At 52.1% G+C, this 23,244-nt stretch carries 19 protein-coding genes; 6 read left to right on the plus strand and 13 right to left on the minus strand.

Annotated features, from left to right (window positions below):
• A partial coding sequence (gene sohB, locus ACTF5G_RS05360) for a protease SohB (protein ID WP_438951790.1) occupies nucleotides 1–869 on the plus strand: 869 nt, incomplete at its 5' end.
• A 23-nt stretch (nucleotides 870–892) separates the two neighbouring features.
• Here sohB and ACTF5G_RS05365 read toward each other — a convergent pair.
• The 5 genes from ACTF5G_RS05365 to metH all read right to left on the minus strand — a co-directional run bounded on the left by ACTF5G_RS05365 (nucleotide 893) and on the right by metH (nucleotide 8,707).
• Nucleotides 893–2,059: a cation:proton antiporter domain-containing protein gene (locus ACTF5G_RS05365; RefSeq protein ID WP_438951791.1), complete on the minus strand. Its 1,167-nt coding sequence runs from the start codon at nucleotides 2,057–2,059 to the stop codon at nucleotides 893–895.
• A 136-nt stretch (nucleotides 2,060–2,195) separates the two neighbouring features.
• Nucleotides 2,196–2,684, minus strand: coding sequence for a DUF934 domain-containing protein (locus tag ACTF5G_RS05370; RefSeq protein ID WP_438951792.1), 489 nt, complete (start codon nucleotides 2,682–2,684; stop codon nucleotides 2,196–2,198).
• The gene (locus ACTF5G_RS05375; RefSeq protein ID WP_438951793.1) at nucleotides 2,665–4,332 is read right to left on the minus strand and encodes a nitrite/sulfite reductase; all 1,668 of its coding nucleotides are present in this window, start codon (nucleotides 4,330–4,332) and stop codon (nucleotides 2,665–2,667) included. Before ACTF5G_RS05375 ends, ACTF5G_RS05370 begins: the two co-directional genes overlap by 20 nt.
• A gap of 464 nt (nucleotides 4,333–4,796) precedes the next feature.
• Entirely contained in the window at nucleotides 4,797–5,012 is a 216-nt protein-coding gene (locus tag ACTF5G_RS05380; protein WP_438951794.1) for a DUF2970 domain-containing protein, read from the minus strand.
• A gap of 2 nt (nucleotides 5,013–5,014) precedes the next feature.
• Nucleotides 5,015–8,707 carry a methionine synthase gene (metH, locus tag ACTF5G_RS05385; RefSeq protein WP_438951795.1) on the minus strand — a complete coding sequence of 1,231 codons (3,693 nt, stop codon included), beginning with the start codon at nucleotides 8,705–8,707 and terminating at the stop codon, nucleotides 5,015–5,017.
• 198 nt (nucleotides 8,708–8,905) lie between these two features.
• On the opposite strand from metH, the gene nfuA reads away from it, so the two are divergent.
• Nucleotides 8,906–9,487 (plus strand): Fe-S biogenesis protein NfuA, encoded by a 582-nt coding sequence (gene nfuA / locus ACTF5G_RS05390; RefSeq protein ID WP_438951796.1) that lies wholly within the window; start codon nucleotides 8,906–8,908, stop codon nucleotides 9,485–9,487.
• Between the two features lie 81 nt (nucleotides 9,488–9,568).
• A complete protein-coding gene (locus ACTF5G_RS05395; protein WP_438951797.1) occupies nucleotides 9,569–10,168 on the plus strand; it encodes a TetR/AcrR family transcriptional regulator in 600 nt (199 codons plus the stop codon).
• 66 nt (nucleotides 10,169–10,234) lie between these two features.
• Here the strand turns inward: ACTF5G_RS05395 and ACTF5G_RS05400 are convergent, their stop codons facing one another.
• From ACTF5G_RS05400 to ACTF5G_RS05410, 3 genes are all read right to left on the minus strand, one after another.
• Nucleotides 10,235–11,299 (minus strand): 3-deoxy-7-phosphoheptulonate synthase, encoded by a 1,065-nt coding sequence (locus tag ACTF5G_RS05400; RefSeq protein WP_438951798.1) that lies wholly within the window; start codon nucleotides 11,297–11,299, stop codon nucleotides 10,235–10,237.
• A gap of 128 nt (nucleotides 11,300–11,427) precedes the next feature.
• A complete protein-coding gene (locus ACTF5G_RS05405; protein WP_438951799.1) occupies nucleotides 11,428–14,829 on the minus strand; it encodes a UvrD-helicase domain-containing protein in 3,402 nt (1,133 codons plus the stop codon).
• Complete coding sequence (locus ACTF5G_RS05410) at nucleotides 14,826–17,519, minus strand: PD-(D/E)XK nuclease family protein (RefSeq protein WP_438951800.1); 2,694 nt, start codon at nucleotides 17,517–17,519, stop codon at nucleotides 14,826–14,828. The genes ACTF5G_RS05405 and ACTF5G_RS05410 overlap by 4 nt, the downstream gene beginning before the upstream one ends.
• An 87-nt stretch (nucleotides 17,520–17,606) precedes the next feature.
• Here ACTF5G_RS05410 and rmuC point away from each other — a divergent pair, with 87 nt between their 5' ends.
• The gene (gene rmuC / locus ACTF5G_RS05415) at nucleotides 17,607–18,944 is read left to right on the plus strand and encodes a DNA recombination protein RmuC (protein ID WP_438951801.1); all 1,338 of its coding nucleotides are present in this window, start codon (nucleotides 17,607–17,609) and stop codon (nucleotides 18,942–18,944) included.
• 66 nt (nucleotides 18,945–19,010) lie between these two features.
• Entirely contained in the window at nucleotides 19,011–19,505 is a 495-nt protein-coding gene (locus tag ACTF5G_RS05420) for a DUF2489 domain-containing protein (protein ID WP_438951802.1), read from the plus strand.
• A 113-nt stretch (nucleotides 19,506–19,618) separates the two neighbouring features.
• On the opposite strand, the gene ACTF5G_RS05425 is transcribed toward ACTF5G_RS05420, so the two are convergent.
• The 3 genes from ACTF5G_RS05425 to ACTF5G_RS05435 form a co-directional block, all read right to left on the minus strand.
• Nucleotides 19,619–19,945, minus strand: coding sequence for a DUF1330 domain-containing protein (locus ACTF5G_RS05425; RefSeq protein WP_438951803.1), 327 nt, complete (start codon nucleotides 19,943–19,945; stop codon nucleotides 19,619–19,621).
• Between the two features lie 39 nt (nucleotides 19,946–19,984).
• Nucleotides 19,985–20,389, minus strand: coding sequence for a hypothetical protein (locus tag ACTF5G_RS05430; protein ID WP_438951804.1), 405 nt, complete (start codon nucleotides 20,387–20,389; stop codon nucleotides 19,985–19,987).
• Nucleotides 20,390–20,457: 68 nt separating this feature from the next.
• On the minus strand, nucleotides 20,458–20,817 hold the full coding sequence (locus tag ACTF5G_RS05435; protein WP_438951805.1) for a hypothetical protein: 360 nt from the start codon (nucleotides 20,815–20,817) through the stop codon (nucleotides 20,458–20,460).
• Nucleotides 20,818–21,107: 290 nt separating this feature from the next.
• Here ACTF5G_RS05435 and ACTF5G_RS05440 point away from each other — a divergent pair, with 290 nt between their 5' ends.
• Complete coding sequence (locus tag ACTF5G_RS05440; protein WP_438951806.1) at nucleotides 21,108–21,416, plus strand: hypothetical protein; 309 nt, start codon at nucleotides 21,108–21,110, stop codon at nucleotides 21,414–21,416.
• 177 nt (nucleotides 21,417–21,593) lie between these two features.
• Here ACTF5G_RS05440 and ACTF5G_RS05445 read toward each other — a convergent pair whose 3' ends face one another.
• Nucleotides 21,594–21,992 carry a hypothetical protein gene (locus tag ACTF5G_RS05445; protein WP_438951807.1) on the minus strand — a complete coding sequence of 133 codons (399 nt, stop codon included), beginning with the start codon at nucleotides 21,990–21,992 and terminating at the stop codon, nucleotides 21,594–21,596.
• Nucleotides 21,993–22,122: 130 nt separating this feature from the next.
• Nucleotides 22,123–23,229, minus strand: coding sequence for a tRNA (uridine(54)-C5)-methyltransferase TrmA (gene trmA / locus ACTF5G_RS05450; RefSeq protein ID WP_438951808.1), 1,107 nt, complete (start codon nucleotides 23,227–23,229; stop codon nucleotides 22,123–22,125).
• Nucleotides 23,230–23,244: the final 15 nt, after the last annotated feature.

Consider the following 23,244-nt stretch of genomic DNA (forward strand, 5'->3'; position numbering starts at 1 on the left):
AGCAGATGGCGAGTGCGGTACAGTCTGCCATGCTCAGTACGGCCGAACGAAAAAAACTGGCAAAACAGAAAAAGCGGGATATGAAAAAGCGCCTCAGGAAAGACTCTGGAAAGGCTCGGGTATTTCTACTGGAGTTTAAGGGGGATCTGCGTGCTTCGGCGGTGGCAAGCCTTAGAGAAGAAATTACTGCAGTTTTGAGCCAGGCAAAACCGGAGGACGAAGTCATTGTTCTGTTGGAAAGCGCCGGTGGAATGGTACACAGCTATGGTCTGGCAGCCAGTCAACTTGACCGTATTAAAAAACGGGGTATTCCACTCACGATTTGTGTCGACAAAATAGCTGCCAGTGGTGGTTATATGATGGCTTGTGTGGCGGATAAAATCCTCGCGGCTCCTTTTTCCATGATCGGTTCCATCGGCGTGGTTGCGCAGATCCCCAATTTCAACCGACTGCTCAAAAAACACGATGTGGATATGGAATTGCATACGGCGGGTGAATTCAAACGAACGCTGACGATGTTTGGGGAAAACACCGAAGAGGGGCGTGAAAAATTCATTGAGGATCTGCAGGAGATTCATGACCTGTTCAAGGATTTTGTTGGCAGTCACAGAAAGAATGTGGACGTCGATAAAATTGCCACGGGGCAGGTCTGGTTGGGTACCCGAGCCCTAGAAATGTCGCTGGTGGATAAGCTCATGACCAGTGATGAATACCTGGTTGACCGTTCGAACGAGGCTGATATCTATCAGGTCAGCTATCTGGAGCACAAGTCTTTGCCGGAAAAGCTCGGACTTGTTGCGGAAAGCAGGGTCGACAGCCTGTTGCTCAGATGGTGGGACCGGTTATGCCACAGCCGTTACTCTGTCTGAGCAATAGCCCCATTTTTATCCGGTCAATTGCGTCGGAGCTTTTCACTCACCGCGATCGGATTGGGGAAATTGAACGTGACAATATAACTGGATACCAGGAAGGTCAATATGGCGGCAGCCTGTATCAGGTGTGATGCCATAACCCCGATCAGCGAGGCATTAAAGGCTACATAGGCGATCAACAGGGAGAACTCGCTGATTTGTCCGAGTCGGAAACCGAGATCCCAGGCCAGCACTTTTTTCTCACTCTGGCGCTCAAGCAAGACCCGAAACACCACGGGTTTGAGGATCAACATGGTTATCCCGAGTATCGCCGCCGAAAGGGCGATCTCCGGGAGCAGGCCGAGATTAAAGCCGGCGCCAAGGGAAAAGAAAAACATAATCAGGAAAAAGTCCCGAAGCGGTTTCAGTGTCAGGGCAATATGCTGAGAAATGGGGCTGGAAGCGATCGTTATACCAGCCAGAAAAGCGCCAATTTCCCGCGACAATCCGAGCACCTCTGCCAGTTCAGACAATCCCATGCACCAGCCAATGGCGAGCAGGAAGATATACTCGCCCATACGGTCAAACTTTGCGATCAGTTTGAGTAGTACCCAGCGCACGAAGCCCCAGGCAAACAGTATCAGGAGGGGCAGGGAGAGCAGAGTGATGCCGATTTGCGTGATATTGATTTGCCCGCTATCGCCACTGAGTAGGACCAACAAAACAAAAATGGCAAGAAAGTCCTGCATCAGCAGTAAACCGATCATCATTTCGCCAATATGTCGGTGATGCAGAATTGTAGTAGGCAGCAGCTTGATACCAATGATGGTGCTGGAAAACATCATGGCTGAGCCGATAATTAATGATTCAGTCGCTGTGAAGTCAAGCAATCGCGCAATCAGGTAGCCGACCCCGGCAAAAACGAGCGAACTGATCAGGGTTACCACAGTAACCTTCCTGAAGGCACTGAGTAGTGATTTTGGTTGTAGATCCAGGCCCAGCAGGAACAGCAGGAAAATAATACCGATTTCAGAAATTTCTGACAGCAGGTGCACGTCCTGTACCCAGCCAAAACCGTAGGGGCCAATCAGTGCGCCCAGGGTGATGTAGGCGACGAGTAAGGGCTGTCGGCCAAAAATCGCCATGGAGGCAATAACGGCCGAGCCAGTAAAAATCAGGAAGAACGATTGAAAAAAGGTTTCTGACATAAAACCACTCCAGAATCTGTATTGTGCGCGATGGATTCTGGAGCGACAAGTCTGTCTGCTGTGAAAGCATTGCCGGCAGAGGCTGCTCTCTGCGCTACTGTTTTATTTTTGAGCAGGATGATATCGGATAATCATGTTACTCGTCGCGACGGAATAGTGGGTTGGGGTCGTCCGTACCAGCCTGATAGGTAACACTGAAATCATTCAGGGATTTCAGTGCCTCTTCCAGATCGGTCCCTTCCCTTGGCTGAAAAGCGTCGAAACCGCAGCGTTTCAGGTAAAACAACTGATCACGAATGACATGGCCGATAGCTCGCAGCTGACCATTGAAGCCATAGCGCTCACGCAACAACCGGCCTGCAGTAAAACCGCGCCCATCGGTAAACGAGGGGAAGTTGATGGCGATAACCGGGAACATATTGGCTTTGTCACCGATATCTTCTACCTCTTCATCGCTGTCTATCCAGATGCCCAGTACCGGCAGGCGAAGGTTTTCTGAATGTTCCAGCCAATACTGCATGGGTAGTAGCAACAGCTTGTTGGCTGGTGGCTCTCCCAGAAACACTTTGGGGAGAACTTCCCATTTGTCGTCGACAATTTTGTCCTTAATGATGATCTTTGGCATAGACGCTCTCCTTGAAGGGATCGAGACCAATGCGGCGACAGGTATCTATGAACAGTTCGTCCCCGCGGCGGTTTTCTAGATACACATTGAGAATTTTCTCAATCACGTCGGGCATTTCCTCACGGCCGAAAGAAGGGCCCAGTACGTTGGCCAGTTCGGCCTCTCTGCCCGCGCTGCCTCCCAGTTGAATCTGGTAGAATTCCTCGCCCTTCTTGTCGACGCCGAGCACCCCGATATTTCCTACATGGTGGTGACCACAGGCATTCATACAGCCCGATATGTTCAGTGTCAGATCACCGAGGTCATAGACATAGTCCATATCATCGAAGCGGCGCTGGATGGCTTCAGCCACAGGGATCGATTTGGCGTTGGCAAGGGAGCAGAAATCGCCACCGGGACAGCAGATCAGGTCGGTCAGAGTGCCGATATTGGGTGTGGCAAAGCCAGCCACCTTGGCTTTTTGCCAGAGTGCAAACAAATCCGATTTTTTGACATCGGCCAATACCAGATTCTGATTGTGAGTGGCGCGAATTTCACTGAAAGAATATTGATCTGCCAGATCGGCGATGGCCTCCAGCTGGCTGTCAGTTACATCCCCGGGAGCCACACCGGTAGGCTTCAGCGACAGAGTGACGATTTGATAGCCAGGGATCCGATGGGGATGGGTATTGCGCTCCAGCCAGCGGCTGAAAGCTTTGTGTTCCTGGGCCAGTTCCCTGAGTGATGCTTCTGCGTTGGCATCGTCCAGTGATTCATAAGCCGGTTCGGTAAAATAGGCTTTTACCCGTGTGATCTCTTCAGTGGTGAGTGTTGTCGGACTGTCTTTTAAATGGGCCCACTCCGCTTCAACTTTTTCAGCAAATACGGCTGGCGTCCAGGCGCGCACCAGAATCTTGATTCTGGCTTTGTACTTGTTGGCGCGGTTACCGTAGCGGTTATAGACCCGCACAATGGCATCCAGATAGGTCAGCAGGTGTTGCCAGGGCAGAAAGTCGCGAATAACACTGCCAATCACCGGCGTGCGTCCCAGGCCACCACCGACCAGTACCTGAAAACCGATCTCCCCGGCATCACTCCTGACAATTTGCAGACCGATATCGTGAACCAGGATAGCGGCACGATCCCCTTCGGTACCACTCACGGCAATTTTGAATTTGCGCGGCAGAAAAGCGAACTCGGGGTGGAAGGTCGACCATTGGCGCAGAATTTCACACCAGGGGCGAGGATCTTCAATTTCGTCGGTAGCAACACCGGCAAACTGGTCCGATGTGATATTGCGAATACAGTTGCCGCTGGTTTGGACGGCGTGCATTTGCACCTCTGCCAGTTGAGCCAGGATGTCAGGCACTTCCTCCAGTTGAGGCCAATTCAGCTGGATATTCTGCCGGGTAGTGATGTGGCAGTAGCCTTTGTCATAGGTCCTGACGATGTCGGCAAGCTTGCGCAGTCGTGTTGAGTTCAGCAGGCCGTAAGGCACAGCAATTCTGAGCATCGGTGCCAGGCGCTGAATATAGAGACCATTCTGCAGACGCAAGGGCAGGAACTCCTCATCGGTCAGTTCGCCCACCAAATAACGGCTGGTCTGGTCGCGAAACTGGGCAACTCGTTCTTCAATAATTTTTTGATCGTTTGCGGTGTATTGGTACATAAATTGTCAGGTTTTCAGCAGCTGGACAGAGGAAAAGCGCGAATTCTACAGGTATTCCTGCAGGCTGTCAGTGGGATGTGGATGATAGCGCCCGCGGGGTCAATTTTGAAAAACTTTTTCTCTATAAGCACCGGCCGTTGGGGAATAACGGGGCTGAGGTGATTATCGTGGCTGGGACAATTGGCCCTCATGTTGCTACAATGCCGTGCGCCGTTTTTATCAAGCCATAGAGGGTTAAAAAATGTCTGACCAAGCGGAAGTAGTCCAATCTGACGAACACAGAAACGATGACAGTTGCGTCGATGCCATCGCCACTGTTGCGGCCGTAACGATTGTCGTGTTGGCGGTTATCTTTTGGCTGACGACTTTGTAGGTTCGAAGCACGGGGAATACTAAAAAAGCGGCTCCATGGGCCGCTTTTTTCGGTCTGATGCCTAGATACACTGGCTACGGAAGGGGTTTCTCTAGATTCCAGCACTGTTTAGCACCAGTTTTACCGCCACCACCACGCAGAAAATGAACAGCACAGTGAAAATCAGTCCTGACGCGACATAAGCGTAAATATTGCCATGTTTGAAGTCCCGTTCCCGGTTTTTGTTGCTTTGTACTCCGAAAAAAGCAGCCAGAGTGCTGAATACAATCTGCCAGAAACCAGGCTTTTGATCGTTGTCATCATTCACGCTCAATCCTCCAACACCGGACTCAGCCAGCGTTCCATTTGTTCGATAGGCACACCTTTTCTTTCGGCCAGACTTTCGAGTTGATCCCGCTGAATTTTCCCGGTATTGAAATATTTGGCGAGTGGGTGGGAAAAATAAAATCCGCTTACTGAAGCTGCAGGCAGCATGGCGAAGCTCTCGGTCAGGCAAATGCCCGTTTTGGCAGTGGCATCAAGTAGCCTGAAGAGCGTTTCTTTCTCGCTGTGGTCAGGGCAGGCCGGGTAACCCGGTGCAGGTCGGATACCGCGGTAGGCCTCTTTTATCAGCGCTTCTGTGTCCAGTGCTTCATCGGCAGCATAGCCCCAAATCTCGGTTCGGATACGCTGGTGAAGCCGCTCCGCGAACGCCTCGGCAAACCGGTCTGCCAGCGCTTTGACCATGATGCTGTTGTAGTCGTCGCCGTTGGCTTCGAATTCCCGGGCCAGTTCATCGGCACCAATGCCAGCTGTGACTGCGAAGCCGCCGATATAATCCTGAATACCGGTTTCTTTCGGCGCCACATAATCTGCCAGTGACATCAGCTGTGGCGGAGTCCCCGGTTTTCTGGTCTGTTGGCGAATCTGGTGCAGCGTACCGAGTACATCGCTACGTGATTCGTCGGCATAGACTTCAATATCGTCGGCGTTGATGGTATTGGCCGGCCAAAGTCCAAATACACCACTGGCCTTGATCAGTTTTCCGCCGATTATTTTTTGCAGCATTTTTTTGGCATCATCAAACAGGTTGCGTGCCGCTTCACCGACTTTATCATCATCAAGGATTTTTGGGTATTTGCCCGACAATCCCCAGGTGATGAAGAAAGGTGTCCAGTCGATCATTTCCACCAGTTCTTCCAACGGGTAGTCCTCCATGACCTGTACACCCAATTTGCGAGGTACCGTCGGTTGGTATTTTTTCCAATCGGTTTTAAGCCCTGCTTTTCGGGCATCGCTATAGGGAAGAATGGTTCCGCGTGGTTTGCGGTTGGCAGTGCGAATCCGGACCTGCTCGTATTCCAGTTGGATGTCTGCGACAAAGGCATCGCGCAGATCTTTGCTGAGTAGCTTGCTGGCAACACCAACCGCTCGGGAGGCATCGGGCACGTAGATAGTCTGATTGCGCTGGTACTTCGGGTCAATTTTAACCGCAGTGTGGGCCTTGGAAGTGGTGGCGCCGCCAATCAGAAGCGGGAAATTCAGTTTGCGTCGTTCCAGTTCGCTTGCGATATGAACCATTTCGTCGAGCGAGGGGGTGATCAGTCCTGAGAGGCCAATAATATCCACGGATTCCTTGAGTGCGGTATCAATAATTTTGTCGGCGGGCACCATGACACCCAAATCGATCACTTCGTAATTGTTGCAGCGCAGAACGACACCAACAATGTTCTTGCCGATATCATGGACATCGCCCTTGACCGTGGCCATCAGAATCCTGCCATTGGCCTGGGCACCTTCCTCTTTTTCAGCTTCTATGAAAGGTTGCAGGTAGGCGACTGCCTGCTTCATCACACGAGCGGATTTGACTACCTGGGGCAGGAACATTTTCCCTTCGCTGAACAGGTCGCCAACGACGTTCATGCCGTCCATCAGCGGACCCTCAATGACGTGCAGTGGCCGTTCAGCCTGTTGCCTCGCCGCTTCCGTATCTTCTTCGATGTGGCTGGTAATTCCTTTTACCAGCGAATGTTCGAGTCGTTTTTCAACTGGCCAGGTGCGCCACTCCATATCTTCCTTGCGCTCTTTGCCTGCGCCGTCGCCTCGGTATTTTTCAGCGATATTCAGCAGGTTTTCCGTGGCTTCGCTATGGCGGTTGAGAATCACGTCTTCAACCCGGTCCCGCAGCTCATCGGGTAAGTCACTGTAGACAGCCAGCTGCCCGGCATTGACGATACCTATCCGCAGCCCTGCCCTGATGGCGTGGTAGAGGAAAACCGAGTGGATTGCCTCTCTTACCGGGTTATTACCTCTGAACGAGAAAGAGACATTACTGATGCCACCGGAGATCAGGGCGTAAGGCAGGTTTTGTGTAATCCAGCTTGAAGCCTCAATGAAGTCCATCGCGTAATTGTTGTGTTCATCAATCCCGGTGGCCACTGCAAACACATTGGGATCAAAGATAATGTCCTGGGGTGGAAACCCTACCTGATTCACCAGAATGTCATAGCAGCGCTGGCAGATTTCCTTGCGTCTTGTCAGATTGTCTGCCTGGCCGTCCTCATCAAACGCCATGACCACCACTGCCGCGCCATAGCGCAGGCAGAGTTTGGCCTGTTCGACAAAGGACTCTTCGCCCTCTTTGAGACTGATCGAGTTGACCACGCACTTGCCCTGGGCCCATTTCAAGCCGGCTTCGATTACGTGCCATTTTGATGAGTCGATCATCAACGGTATGCGGGAAATGTCCGGCTCCGATGCCACCAGTTTGAGAAACGTGGTCATGGCCTCGACGGCATCAAGCATGCCCTCATCCATATTGACATCGATGATCTGTGCGCCGTCCTCCACCTGCTGCCGCGCCACTTGCAGGGCGGTGTCGTAGTCACCGTTCATGACCAGTGATTTGAAGCGGGCCGAGCCAGTGACATTGCAGCGCTCGCCCACATTGACGAACAATGATTCGGCAGTGATATTGAATGGTTCGAGGCCGGAAAGACGACAGGCAGGCATGATTTCCGGCACCTGTCGAGTGGCCTTGCTGGCCACAGCCTCGGCGATTGCCCGAATATGCTCAGGGGTGGTACCACAGCAGCCCCCCAGAATATTGATCAGACCACTTTGAGCAAATTCTTCGACAATTTCAGCCATTTCAGCGGCACTTTCATCGTATTCGCCAAACTCATTCGGCAGCCCCGCATTGGGGTGGGCGCTGACCAGGGTGTTGGCAACCCGCGATAACTCCGCAATGTGTGGGCGGAGTTCCTTGGCGCCCAACGCGCAGTTGAGCCCGATCGAAAACGGTCTGGCGTGGGCCAGTGAATTCCAGAAGGCTTCGGGTGTCTGCCCTGACAGGGTGCGGCCACTGGCATCGGTAATGGTGCCGGAAATCATCAGGGGCAGCTCTGTACCGAGCTTTTCAAAAACTGCCTGGACCGCAAAAACCGCCGCTTTGGCATTCAGCGTATCGAACACTGTTTCAATCAAAATAATGTCCGAACCACCGGCAATCAGCCCCTCAGTGGCTTCCATATAGGCTGTTACCAATTCATCAAAATTGGTGTTTCTGGCACCGGGGTCATTGACGTCTGGAGAAATTGAGCAGGTCCTGCTGGTGGGGCCGATAACGCCAGCTACCCAGCGGGGCTTGTCCGTTGTGGCGATGGCATCGCAGGCTTCTCTGGCGAGTCTGGCACCCGCTTCGTTTAATTCGCGAGCAAGAGATTCCATGCCGTAGTCCGTCATGGATACGGCGGTGGAATTAAAGGTGTTGGTCTCGATAATATCTGCGCCGGCTTCGAGATAGGCTTTGTGAAGCGCACGAATTGCCTGCGGTTGCGTCAATGAGAGCAGGTCATTGTTGCCAGCGACATCCCGCGACCAGTCGGCAAAACGTTCTCCCCGATAATCGGATTCGGTAAAGCGATGAGACTGAATCATGGTGCCCATACCACCATCCAGAATCAGGATACGTTGTGATGCCGCAAGGCGGAGAGCGTCGATGCGATTTTGCCGATTATTCAAGGTTTGCATCCCTATGGCTTGGGGGTAAAAAAGGCCCGCCATTCTAGCAGATTTATCCGCTCTTTCTCGGCTTGCCGGGCTTTAAAGGCCCGTTAGTGTACAGTGCCGATATAAAAAGCGGTGATTGATTGTCGCGTTCAGACAAGACTGCTAGAATACATGACTAATTTAGTCAGGTATATCGATCAGGTTGTTCCCATGCTGAGTATCACTATTACCGAATCCGCCGAACAATATCTGGCGGGACTGTTGGCCAAGCAGGATTGTGAAGGCATTGGCATCCGTATGTTCGTGACAGACCCCGGCACACCGAAAGCAGAAACCTGTATTGCCTACTGTCGGCCGGGTGAAGAGCAGGAGCAGGACGAGGTGATGGAGCTGGGCAGTTTCAAGGCGTATTTTGATCACCGCAGCTTGCCGTTTCTTGAAGATGCCAAGGTGGATTATGCCGATGAAAAGTTTGGTGGGCAGCTAACCATCAGAGCGCCCAATTCGCGCATGCCAAGAATCAATGATGACAGTCCGCTGGAGGATAAGATTAACTACCTGCTGTACAACGAAATTAATCCTGGACTGGCCGCCCATGGGGGAGTTATCAGTCTTGAAGAAGTTGTAGATAATGTGGCGGTGTTGCGCTTCGGTGGTGGATGTCAGGGTTGCGGTATGGCCGATGTGACTCTCAAGGAAGGTGTCGAGAAAACCATGCTGGAAAAAATTCCCGAGCTCAAAGGTATCAGGGATGTCACCGATCACTCTGATCGGAGTCAGGCCTATATCTAGAGCTGCAGCATGGTCTTTGTTTAAGTGCAACCTTAAAATAACAAATCAGTTGGTTCTTAATAAATCGGCAAGGAGCATTCTATGCCCAGGTTGCCAGAATTTGATAGGGAGGAAGTGCTGGATAATGCGCTTCATCTGTTTTGGTCGGACGGCTATGAAGCCAGTTCCATCAGCAGACTTCTAGAGGTTATGAATCTTAACCGAGGTAGCCTCTATGGCTCTTTCGGCAGTAAATCCGCACTGTTCAGTTCAGTGCTCGACCATTATATGTCGTATCTTCGGTGCCAGTTTTTTAACAGCACGCTGGTTAGTATCGAAGATCCCTGTCAGGCAATCACCGCTTTTTTTGACAAGGCATTTCTTGAGCCCGATCAGGATCAACTCACCAATGGTTGTCTACTATTTAATGGGATCTCCGAGCTGAGCAACAATAAACCCGAACTCGCGGGTAAAGCCCTAGGATCGATACACTGGATTCGCCAATTATTCTATACTCGGTTGTTGGAGGCCAAGCAGTCTGGCATGGTCGGTGAAGAGCAGGATGTTGATACGTTGGCAGATTATCTGATTGCGCTGCTGGCTGGCTTTCGCACCCTGTGTAAATCCGGCGCAAATGCAGAGGTATTAAAGCGTGTCATCGATGCTGGACTAGGTACAGTTTTCACTAGATATATAATATAAAAACATTAAAAAACGGGCTATTAGGCCCGTTTTTTAATGTTTTTATAGAAGTCTATTGGCCGCTTTTCAGCGGTGCGGTAAAACGGCCTTGAGCTTGTTATGCATACCGCGTAGTGCGGCCTCTGTAGAATCCCAACCGATACAGGCATCAGTGATTGATACCCCGTACTCGAGATCACTCAGCTCAGCAGGTATTTTCTGGTTGCCAGGTTTGAGGTTGCTCTCGATCATCAAGCCAATAATCGATTTATTGCCTTCCAGAATCTGATTGGTCACATTGTCCATGACCAGAATCTGCAGGTCATGATTTTTGTTGGAGTTGGCGTGACTGCAATCCACCATGATATTGGGCGTAATACCTGCTTTGCTCAGTTCCTGTTCTGCTAGATTGACGCTAACCGAGTCGTAATTGGGCTTGCCGTCGCCCCCCCGCAAGACAACATGCGCGTAGGGATTGCCTGCAGTGGTAATAATCGCCACGCTACCCTCGGCATTGATGCCGAGGAAGCGGTGTGGGCTGGCAACGGATTTCAGCGCATTGATGGCCACACTCAGGCTGCCATCGGTTCCATTTTTGAAGCCAACCGCACACGACAACCCGGAAGCCATTTCCCGGTGAGTTTGGGATTCAGTTGTTCTGGCACCGATAGCAGACCATGAAATCAGATCCTGAATATATTGTGGTGAAATGGGGTCGAGAGCTTCGGTTGCGGTTGGCAAGCCCATTTCGGCAATATCCAGTAACAGTTTGCGCCCCACATGCAGACCCTCGGAAATCTTGAAGGAATCATTCAGGTAGGGGTCGTTGATAAGTCCTTTCCAGCCGGTGGTGGTGCGGGGTTTTTCAAAGTAGACACGCATGACAATGAACAGTGAGTCACTGACTTCATCGGCCAGTTTTTTCAGTCGCGCTGCATAATCCAGAGCGGCCTTGGTGTCATGAATAGAGCAGGGGCCGATGACCACCAGGATCCGATGATCCCTGTGGTTAAGAATATCCTGAATGACCTGGCGGCCCTCAGTGATGGTTTTTCGGGCAGCATCGGACAGTGGCAATTCCTGTTTCAAATCTCTGGGTGTGACCAGCACATCCTGAGAGAGAATATTGATGTTATCAACAGCGTTGGTCATTGGTTTCTCGAATCGATAATGGTTCAGTCAGCCGATTATTCTACATGAAATCCCGACTGTGTTGGCACTTCGCAGGCCTGGCGGATGGGATGATATGGTGTGAGAGGGCAACAAACTGCTAAAAATACTCAGGGAATGAGCTCGATTGTCTGCAGTAATGGAAAATACAGTGCCTTCTGAACCGGTATTGCACCGGGGTCCTCAAATAGCCGCGCATAGCGCTGCAGTTGTTCCCGGTATTGAGCCACCTGCTGCGCCAGGAATTGTTGAGTGGTCTGTCCGGTTCTCGGACTGGCGGTTTTGTAATCGATGATCCAGCGAATCTCCTGGTCGACAAAACTCCGATCGATGACAGCGGTTTTCGGTTCTCCGTTCGCTGCAATGTAGTCAATCGCCAGTTCGGTGGCACTGTCCGGATGTCGGTTGTCCAGAATCCATCTCGCCGTTGGATCACTGAGGCAGTTTTCTACAGCTCGCTCTAATACCGCCAATGGTGATGTGGTGTCACAAAGTCCGAGCTGCCGCAACTGAATGTTCCAAAAAGGCATGCGTTGCCGGATGGTTGACGTGGACCATTGATCAATGCCGTCAATAACCATCTGCCGCAAGATACGGTGTAGTACGGTACCGGTATGGCGAGCTTCCGGTGTCGGGCTGGCGGTGTCCAGTTCAGCTAGCGTCAGAGCTTGTGTCACGACGGTTGGTGGCGTTGTTTTCCCAGTTCCCGCGGTTGGTGGCTTCTCCCAGTCAGCCGGGAGTCGGCGTAGAGAACTGAGCACGGCTTCATGGGCGATGACAGGTTTGCTGTTCACGAGGGGATAATCGTGCCACTGAATCCATGTGGATCGGTTTTCAATGTCGGTTTTCAGTGCTGGCCAAAGGCTCTCCAGCAGGCTGCCGGCAGCCGGTTTGTCTTCAGACATGGTGCAGAGGAGGTGCAGATGGCCAACGGCACGGGTGGTCGCAACATAGAGAACCCGCGCTGTTTCGAGTCTGGTTTTCAGTTTTCGCTCGCGATCGAGGAACTGATAGAGAGGATCACTCTGTTGATCCGTCCGGGACAGCGGGCTGATCAGCAGTTGATTTTCTCCGTTGATACCGGTGCGCTCCTGCCACAATAGCAATTGCCTGTCTTCTCCCCGGGATTTTCGATTCAGACCTGGCAGGATGACTGTATCAAATTCGAGTCCCTTGGCTTTGTGTATGGTCATCACATGGAGATTGCTGTCTGCCCCGGCATCCGCCTCGGCATAGAGTGATTTGACCGCTTTTTCAAAGGTGGGCCAGTGCTCGATACAGCCTGCCGTCTCATGTTTTTCCAGCAAGTCAAAATACTGGTTACAGTGTTGCTGGTCTGTTATTGCGTTCAGTGCCGCCTCTCCCCCCAGTGCGCGCCAGGTTCCCTCTACCCAGCAGCGTAGGGGCAGGCGCTGACGTTGTTGCCAGGCGGCCATCAATGTTTTGCTGACCCGTTGCAGAATTTGCCGGCCGGTTGAGGATAATCCGGGTATGTCGGTTATACAGTTCATCTGGCTCAGCAATAACGGAAAACGCGCCTGCATGCCTTCGTCATCTGTGCTGACGGCCTTTGCCGTGCTGAACGTGAGCAAATCCGCCATGTCCAGTCCGCACCAGGGCGCCCTGAGCAGAGCCAGCCAGGCAATCCGGTCAGCAGGTGACAGAAGTGCGCGGGTCAGGGACATCAGATCGACCACCGGCATACGGTTGCCGAGCGGGTCAATATCCGTCGCCTGCCAGTGGTGTCCTGCTTCCCGGAGTGCGGCAAGAATGTCGGGCAGATGGTTACGACTTCGAACCAGGATGCCGATCGAACCCTGTGGGTTGCGTTTTTTGGCGGCATCGACCAGCGCCACTATCCGCAATGCCTCAGGGCCGTTATCGGGGGCATTGATGAAGGCATCAAGGGTGACGGGCTGTTCCGGTAGCACACCGCGAAAGGCAATGGCCGGGTTGTAACTGACGGCGCCACGACCGATTTCGTCACGTGCCGGGAAAATGCCAGGAAAGGTGTCGTTCACCCAGCGGATGAGGTTTTCCTGGGAGCGGAAGTTGACCTGCAAATCCAGTGCTTCGAGTTGCAGTTGGCCGATGGGTAGTGTTCGAGCCTCCAGAAACAAACCCACATTGGCGTTGCGAAAGTTGTACAGCGATTGCATAGCATCGCCGACGATGAACAGCGTGCGTCCGTCATTCTGTTCCCAGCCGGCGATCAGACGTCGCAAAATCTCAAACTGTACCGAGGAAGTGTCCTGAAATTCGTCGGTTAGAATATGTTTTATCTGGTAATCCAGCCGCAGTGCCAGGTCGGTTGGTTCCTCTTCGGGACCCAATGCGCCCAGTGCAGCCAGGGTGATTTCAGTAAAATCACAAACCCGGTGCTGCTGGAAATGCAGGCTCAGTGTCGCCGTCAGGGTGGGAAGCACATAGGTCAGGGCATTCAGTGCCAGCCACTGGTTTTCTTCATAGAGGGGTTCGGGCAGTGCTCGAATATCTTCCAGTAATTCTTTCAGTCCGCCGATGGTTTGTAATTGATCGACCAACTGGGCATGGCTCGCCTTTTGCTGTTTGGCCAGAATCTTGTCGCCGTTGACCTCGGTTGGAAAGCCCGTGTTTTTGTCCAAACGGCTGCGCCATTTTGGTTCCTTGGTCAGCAGAAGCTCGCAAATGCCCAGCCAGATTGGCATATCTTCGGCGTTGTGGCCGGGTAACGCTGTTATTCCCTTGCACCAACGGATAGGCTGATCATTCTTGTCTGGCGGCAAATGGCTGCCAGCGTAATCGGCCAGCAGGGCCACTTCGCTGGCAAAGGGTGCCAGCAGAGTGGCTGCAGCTTCCAGCGTTTCTTCAATCACATTATTCAGAAACGACTCCAGGTAATCCCGGGCATTTCTGGCAAAAAACATATGGGATAACCACTGCTCGCGTTTTTTCAGCAATGCAATCAGCAGCTGCTCCAGTTTGTTGAGGTCGTTATCCAGATGCTGAAGGAGGGTCTCGACGGCCTGTCCCTGGGGTGTTTGCTGCTCCAGCTCGCGGAGCAGCCATTTGGCAATGACCAGGCGGAAATGAGGCTCCGGGTCTTCCAGCGGCTCGGCATAGTCGCCGATACCGCTTTCCGGCCCCAGTTGCTGGGCGAGGTTGAGGCAAAATCCGTCGATGGTCTGGATTCGCAAACGGTTTGGCGACTGGAGCAGTTGCCAGTTTTTTTCCCGATCTCTGGCAAGGGCAGCGGCCGCGAGTTGCAGTGTGGTTGCCTGATGGTCGCTCTCCGGGCGGGAAGGGTTATCTGCCAGCGTCAAGGCCTGAATAATGCGATGTCGCATTTCGCCAGCCGCTTTCCGAGTAAAGGTCATACAGAGGATTTCCTCCGGCGCGCCCACTGTTGCCAGTAGCCCCAGTACCCGCTGGGTAAGCAATTCCGTCTTGCCGGAACCGGCCGGTGCGGCCACGGCAAAAGACCGCCTCGGATCCAGTGCCCGCTGGCGTTGTGCCGCATCTGCCACAGTCATGCGTTGTCCTCATCTATAAATAGCTGCTGCCTTTCTACGACCCGATTCAGCGGTTCCAGCTCGGTTTGATACTGTCGGGCGAAGCTGTTATGGAAAGAGACAGCGGCATAACCGGTCTTGAATTCCTCCACCAGGGTATTTGCGGCCTGTTGCCATTGATCCACCAGGGCCTGCCAGCTTTCCGGCTCTTTCCTTTTGCCACTGGGAGGCGCGATGCCAGCCAACAGGCCGTCGGTCTCGGAAAAGCCGGTAAACAGGAGTTCCGACGGGTTGATGCGGGCAAAGCAAACGGCGGATGCGGGTATGTCACTGCACAGTAAATAAAGCGGCAGTTGGAGATCCTCTGGGCGATCACCCAGCCACTGACTGGTTTCCGCTTTGCCGGTTTTGTAGTCAATGATGATCTTCTGGCCGCTGGCCAGAAGATCAATCCGGTCGATGACCATACGCAGCGGCAGTCCAGAAAATTGTGTGCTCTCGTGCTTTTCGAGCGCTACCACGCTAAAGGCCGGGCGCTGCTTTTCAATGGATAGCCATTGACTTAGCAAATGTGTCAGCCGTTTTTGTTCGATGCGGGTAAACGCCTTGCCGAACAGGTCCGCCCGTTGCTTTTGCCAGGGTTTCAGAACAGCGTTCACGGTTGACTCGATCAGTGAAGCCAGTTCCGGTTCGGACAGTGCCAGCAACTGTTGCTGGTTTCTCAGGTGCTGCCAGAGTTGCCTCAGACATTCGTGGATCAGTGAGCCCCGATCACCTGCATTGAGGCCGATGGACGGTTCCCGGGGTTGCTCTGCCCCCAATCGATGAATGGCAAAAGCATTGAAGGGGCACCCGGCCTGATTTTTCAGGATACGGGTGCCACCCCTGATCGCTTCTTTTACTGTATCGAGCGGTGGGGCGAATTCACAGGAAACCATTTCCAGTGTGACGGAATGGGTTGCCCGACCGGTCTTTCGGGGCAGCTTATCCGGCTCTATTGTCGGTACTCCGGCAATCAGATTGGTGGGTTGCAGTTGCTGCTCACCATCAAACTGACTGTAACTCAGGATTACTTCGGGTCCCGCCCTCATCAAACCAGTCAGCCGCAACTCTGCCAGTTGACGCTCTCGTTCGGGGTCAGTTCTCGGCATGGCGAATTCCCGCTGCAGGCCAACCGGCAGCAACGGATTGAGTGCCGTGGGTTGTGGCCAGCGGCGGTTGTCGAGGCTCATAACCCAGAGGTGGTCGAAATTCAGGCCAGCGCCTTCGAGAAGCCCTAGAACCTGAATACTGCTGTCGGCTGTTTCGGCCTGAAAGACGGTGTTACAGGCCAGTTGTTGCAACTGTCGCAGTGCTTCGCTCAGGTTTACCTTGCAGTTCAGCTGATCCAGCGACTGGTATTGTTCCAGCATGTCCAGCCAATGCTGGCGCTGCTGGTATTCTTCACTGTCCAGTGTACGTTTACCGGGCCAGCCCAGTGTGGCCAACTGTTGTTGGAACAATGCCAGCCACGCAGAGAATCCGGCAGTCGCCGGCAAGGCCCGGCGCAATACATCCATTTGTGACAATCGTTGACTCATGCCGGTGTCGATAACTTTCTCTGCCTTGCTGACCAGATAGCGGAACTCGCTGCTGCGGAGTGAGACTCTACCCTGCTTGCGCAACAATAACTCCGCTCTTGCTCTCGATTCGGGAGACGGGTCGCTCCAAAAGGGTGCGTTGAGGATGCGACAAAAGTCAGCCAGTGGTAACTCGGCCCGATTGAGGGTCAACAGTAGCAGGGCTGAGGCAATCAGCGGTGTTTCAGCGAGCGCTATGCCCGCCGATAAGTTGAATGACGGGCCTGTTCTGGCCTGTTCCGGCTCACCATAACCCGGTTGAAGGCGGGTTTGCAGGATACGTGCAATTTTGTTGCGCAGTTTCGGTAACTCCGGGACAAGAATGCCAATACGAGCTTCAGGTGTAGCCAGACTGCGAGCCACTGCCCAGTCAGCGGCGGCGGTCAGCTCAGTTTGCTCATCGTATAACGCGACCTGTTGTGGTTGTGGCTGGCCAGGTTTTGCCCTGGCAACAGTAAGGTTGCTGCTGATCTCTTCAAGCAGTTGACGGTGTAGTGGAGTCAGGGTATCAAACCCGCAGAGTGTGATGGCCGGAATAGGGGGCAGAATACCGCAGCCATATGCATTCTGGAGTATTTTGATCTTCTCTGCAGATGTGATCAGGCCGTGTTGCCTGAGCTTCTGACGAAAATCACTTATCCACCGCCACAACAGCGGGGCTTCCTCCTGTAGGCGGGCATCCGGTATCAGATGACTCTGGCTATTGGCATAACTGTTACTCGCCAATCGGGCAAAGTTTGCCGGCCATGCCGTAGCAGGTCGTTCATGGTCTTCTGTAATCACCTGCTCCCACAGGAATAGCTCCATGGCGGTACTCAGCCCGGAACCCGCTGTCGCCTCGTTGAAACCGACGTCACAGCAGCGCAACCACTGTTCATGAATCCATTGTTCCAGGGCGTACACTTTGGGCGCGGGCCAGCGCAAGGCGCAGGATTGATGCCAATACCCCCAAGCCTGGCGAATTTTGCTGGCGAGTCGATTATTGGCGGTAAGAATCAGTGCGCCGTTACCGATATCTTCCCTGAGTGGATCAATGTCAAAAAGCGGGCGCATCATGGTGGCTTTCTTTGTTATCCTTGAATCATCTTTCATGATCGCACAACCCTCAATGTTTACCAAAACAGTGGTGTGATTGTGCTGTCTGCCAGTACTGAATATCCGTTATAACCGGGAAATCTCATGCTTCTGACTCTGGATACGTTTTTATTACTCGCGAGCGGCTTTGTAGCCGGGGTTCTGCTGGCTTTTTTACTGTTGCGCCAGCTGTCGGAAAAACAGCGTGCAGTGTTCGAAGTAACCATCGCCCGGTTGGCAGAGGATCTTGATAACCAGCGCAATCGTCTTGTTCAGCGCGAGACAGAGCTCGGCATGCTGAATCGAGACAAGGCGACACTCGAGGCGCGTCTCGAGGGTGAGAAGACCCGCTATGAGGAGCAGTTGCAGCTTCTCCGTCAGGCCCGCGAGTCATTGGTTCAGGAATTCGAAAACCTTTCCAACCGCATCTTTGATGCAAAACAACAAAAATTTACGGAGCAGAGTAGCAGGACACTGAACAGCAGCATTGATCCCCTGAGAAAAGAGATTCACGATTTTCGCAAAAAAGTTGAGGATGCCTACGATAAGGAAAACGCTGAGCGCAACAAGTTGGTGGGGCAGATCGTGGAGCTGCAGAAGCAGGCGCAGAAAGTAGGGGAAGATGCTGTTCTGCTGGCCAATGCATTGAAGGGCGAAAGCAAGTTTCAGGGGAATTGGGGAGAGGTCATTCTGGAGCGGATTCTCGAGCAATCCGGTCTGACCAAGGGGAGGGAATATGAAACCCAGGTGGCATTGAAGAACGAGGAGGGCGACCGCCGAAACCCCGATGTCATTATTCATTTGCCGGATCAGCGGGATATCGTGGTCGACGCGAAGGTGTCACTAACAGATTATGAACGGTATTGCCGGGCAGAATTGCCCGAGGAGAAGCAACGCTGTCTTAAACAGCACATCCTTTCCCTGCGCACCCATATCAATGGCCTTAGTCGCAAGGCATACGAGCAGCTTGAAGGGGTGAATAGCCTGGATTTCGTGCTGATTTTCGTACCGGTTGAAGCGGCTTTCATGCTGGCGCTGGAGCATGATCACACGCTTTTCCGCGACGCCTATGACAAAGGGATTATCCTGGTAAGTCCCTCCACTTTGCTGGCAACATTGCGAACCATCCACAACATCTGGCGTTATGAGGATCAGAACCGCAACGCCCAGCAGATTGCCGCCGAGGCGGGCAAATTGTATGACCAAGTAGTGCTGGTTGTAGAGTCGCTGGATGACCTGGGTCGGTATATCGACAAGAGCCAGGATGCCTGGCAACAAACCCGTAAACGTCTCGTCGATGGCAGGGGCAACCTGATCAAAAAATTTGATGACATCAAAAAACTGGGCGCCCGTACCAAGCGTTCCCTGCCTGATGACCTGGTTGAGCAGGCCAGCGAACAGGATGAGGCGTCATTTCCGGCCAGCCTTCATCAGCAGGAATAAATAACCGACACGGCTTTATCGACCGATCACCTGCATTTGGTCGTACAGCTTTCATGGGAGTTAGCAATGATACTTATTATAAGTCTGGCACTGGTTGCTTTGGTTGGACTGAGTGGCTATGCCTTTTACCTTTACCTGCAGCTCCGCAAACTGAAATCCACAAAGAATGCCCGGGACAAACTGCTGGCAGAAGAGCAGGAAGAGCGCAAAAACCATTATCACAACAGCATAAGAGTGATTGCCTCGGCTATAGAGGCCGATCAGGTTACGCTCACAGAAGGCGCTATCCGTATCAGTATGATGGCTACACAACTGGATCTTCCCGAGCATGAGCGGCAGCACTTCCAGGTATTTTTTCAACTAACGGAAGCCACGGCGCACATCCCGATTCTGGATGAGTGGCAAAAGCTCAGCACCCGTGAAAAACTCCGCTATGACCGGGAGCGGGAGGAAATCGAGACAAAATACCGGGAGTTCGCTGTGAGTGCAGCAAGGATATTGTTGAACAAAAAGCCTGACCAAAACCAGGAGACGCTTTTTTATCCGGTTGGAAAACATTAGCGGGGCGTCAGCCTCGGAATCCCGACTTTAGCCGAAGGAATCCGTGTCCAGCCTGTTTCGACGAGTCCGGATGTTTTTTAATCGGAAGGGCTCCCTCGGCGCTCTTTCCCTGTTCAGCCCTTCGGCAAATACGGAATCGTCTTTGCTGCATCAGTATCATCAATCACATGCAAGTTGCTGATACTGCCTTTAATTCTCGATTCCCGGAAAGCTCGGTACTCGGGATCATTGATAAATGCCTGAAGATTGGTCATGTCAGGAAACTCAACCAGGGCGATCATGTCTGCGTTGCAGGGTGTTCCTTCAACGGTACTGATATTCGCACTGCGAGACAGGTATTTGCCGCCGTGTTTATGGACGATATCGTGTACGCTAGTGGCATAATTTGGTATCCATGCCTCATCGGTCACGGTGACATCAGCGATTAAGTAAACGGCCATAATTCATGCTCCGAAAGAATCTGCTGTTTTGGTTTGTGTTTAACTCACTCTGGCGGCCAACAGGCATATCCCAAGCCATGTGAAATAGAGGGGTATGCAGAATAACAGTACTCGCCAGTTTGATTGAAAGCTGAAGCGAATGGAGTGTGTGATGGCATCCTTGCGCAGCTGCCAGGTAACGGCCATTTGCAATGCCACCAGTGAGTAGACGAACTGAATGGCGATACCAGGAAGTTCGCCAGGCAGCATGGGAGTGAAAACCAGCAGTGCCACGATAAATAAAAAACCAAACGCCAGTGTATTTCTGGCAGCCGCTGCTTTCTCCAGAGTATGAAAGTTATTCCACAAGAAATAAACCATGGCGATGGGACCGCCCAAAAATGACCCCAGTCCGATCTGCAGAGGCGAATAGACCGCCGGTTTTTTAATCACGATATCATTCACTGCATTGTTTCCAATTAGACTGAAGCCAAGCTGGCAAGGTTGTTGCTGGAATTTGGGGGTCGATCATCTTATTGCTTGTTTTCTCCACGGATCAGGCGAAACAGGTAAATGGCGGCAACGCCCAGAAAACCCGAACAAAGCGTGATAAAAGCGGTACTGCACCAGAAAATAAAAGGCGCTCCCTTGCCGTGCAGGACCAAATCGCCAACCGTTAATGCTGAAAAAACTGCCAGCGGTGCGCTATAAGCGAGGGCTGTCAGCATGCCATCGCGAAGGTTATATGTGGCGCTAAAGCCGGAGATGAATGTGTTTGACAACAATCCGATGACACCTGCCGTTACCATCCAGGGAAATTGCATGCTGAGCATGGACAGGTAGAAGATGAAGAAGGTTGCCAGTCCGATGAGAGAGGCTTTGATTGGTTGCATAGGCGTGAATAACTGTCCAGAGTGGTGAATTATATCGGAGTCAAATGAAGCTGTGCCACTAGGCTGTAATAAAACACGAGATTTGCCGCCAGTGCAAATTGCCCAATCAATGGTGTCTTCAAGAGATGTTCGACGTCGCCCTCGTGTCACCGGCTTTGTTGAGCCCTACACTAAAAATCAGTACGTTCCCGGCACCGATAGGCCTAGATTTTTGTCGAGATGCCCATTAGACTCCCTATCCTCAAGGCACTAGTGCCCGTTTTCTTGTTCAATATCCAGAGGGAGTCGACATGAATTTTGTAAAATTATTTGGTGTTTCGGTATTAGTATTGGGCCTGGCCGCTTGCGGAGGTTCTGACAATGGTGCCAGCGAAGAGCAGGCAGCGGCAGCGTTGTCTCCTGAAGAAATTGCTGCAGCAGAAGCCAAGGCCAAAGAAGAAGAGCTGAAAGCGATTGAAGAAGCAAGAATTGCTAATGAAGAAGCGAGGAAAAAAGCTGCTGAAGAAGCGGTCCCTCTTACCAAAGATAAAATTCTCCCTGAAGGCATGGTGGAAGGCAGTGTTGAGCACTCCATCTGGTTGAACAATCAAGGTCTATAAAATACTAAAAATAGCAGGTCTGCTCTGGAATTATGCTGGCATTCAAGCTGGCACCTAAGCAGACCTGCTGTTTTTTATCTACACCCTGTCTTCTTCAAATCTGTATTGCACGGCGTCAGGCGAACCATTATTGGTTTCCTGAACGTTATCCCTGCCAAACAATTACCTGTTCTCGTATTACTGATTGAGTCCCGGTTGTTCCGCCTCTTCTGCCGGTACACAGGGGCGACCACTTTGTTTTCTGACGGGACATCCTTTCTTGACATGTTGGCGTGTTTCGATAATTGATTCGATCGCCGCCCGAGGGTTGCTGTCGATGTTTTGCCGGCAGTAGCTGTCCATCCATTTGGCGACCTCTGCATCTTTTTCAGTGCCAAGCACCCCATGAGGGTGTTTCCCGGCATATTTGTATTCGTTATACCCTGCCACAAAGCCCTGTAGCCAGTTCAGCGAAGGCTCATGGTTATTCTGTCGACGGACTTCTATCCATTCAGCGCAGTTTTCGGCAACTTTTCCGGGTGACGCATAGAGCGCTGGTGTGGCTAACAGTCCTAGTGCGAGCACAAAATATTTCATCTAAGGGTTCCTGAGTAAGGGGTGGAATCTGGCTTCAGCCTATTGAATGTCACATTGAGTTCACAGGAATTCAAGCAACTTTTGCCGTCAAGGGCAACCGGGTTTTTAGATTCGTGGTTGGTCGGTGGCATCAGTTGATGCCGGTGGCCTGATTGCCGGATCTCTTCAGTAGCACCCCGCATTCGAGGTGATGGGTGTAGGGGAATTGGTCAAAGGCAGCAAAGTGTTCAATTTGATGACTGCTGATAATGGTCTCCAGATTCTCTTTCAGGGTTGTCGGGTTGCAAGAGATATAGAGAATATTATCGAACTTCATGGCCAATTGAAGCGTCAGTTGGTCCAGGCCCGCTCTTGGTGGATCCAATAAAATGGTGCTGAAGGCGTAGCGTTGCAAGTCGATATCCTGTAATCGACGGAACGGGCGAACACCATCCAGGGCCTGGCAGAAGTCCTCACTGGACATTCTTACAATGGTGACATTTTCAACTTCATTATTGTGCAGATTCGTTATCGCCGAGCGCACCGAAATCTTGGAGATCTCCGTTGCCAGTACACGATTAAAGTTTTGTGCCAGGACACAAGTAAAGTTGCCATTTCCACAATACAGTTCCAGCAGGTCTCCACCGCAGTCGGTTGTTTTATCCAATGCCCAGGCCAGCATCAGTTGGTTGATACCAGCATTGGGTTGTGTAAATCCGCCTTCTACCTGCCGGTAGTGATAATCCTTGTCGTGGACATGCAATACTTCCAGAACATAGTCTCGTTCAAGCGTGATCTTCTGTTTGCGGCTTCTGCCGATGATAGCTACACCGATACGTTGCTGGAGAGCTTCTGCGGCCTGCTGCCAAATTTCATCCAGTTTCTTGTGATAAAGCAGGGTGATCAGTGCATCGCCACTCAGTGTGGTTAAAAACTCCACCGAGAACAAACGGTTGCTCAATATCAGAGACGCATTGATTTCTTTGATCAGAAAAGGCATCAAACGGTTGATTAATCGTGCGCCAATCGGAAAATCCGTGACGATATAGGGTGTTTTTTTGTCTGGCCGGTTCATGGCAAAGTGCGCACGGCCATTTTCATGCCAGATGCGAAATTCGGCACGCATCCGAAAATGTACTGACTCTGATGGGTAGACCGCTATTTTTTCAGGGAGTGGAATATCACAGAAAGTGGCACGGAGTGCGGTGAGCTTCTCGTCTAGTTGCTGCTGGTAGTTGTCGAGATTGATCGATTGCACCGGGTTACCTTACCC

This window comes from Porticoccus sp. (genome assembly GCF_965660005.1).
GTDB lineage: Bacteria > Pseudomonadota > Gammaproteobacteria > Pseudomonadales > Porticoccaceae > Porticoccus.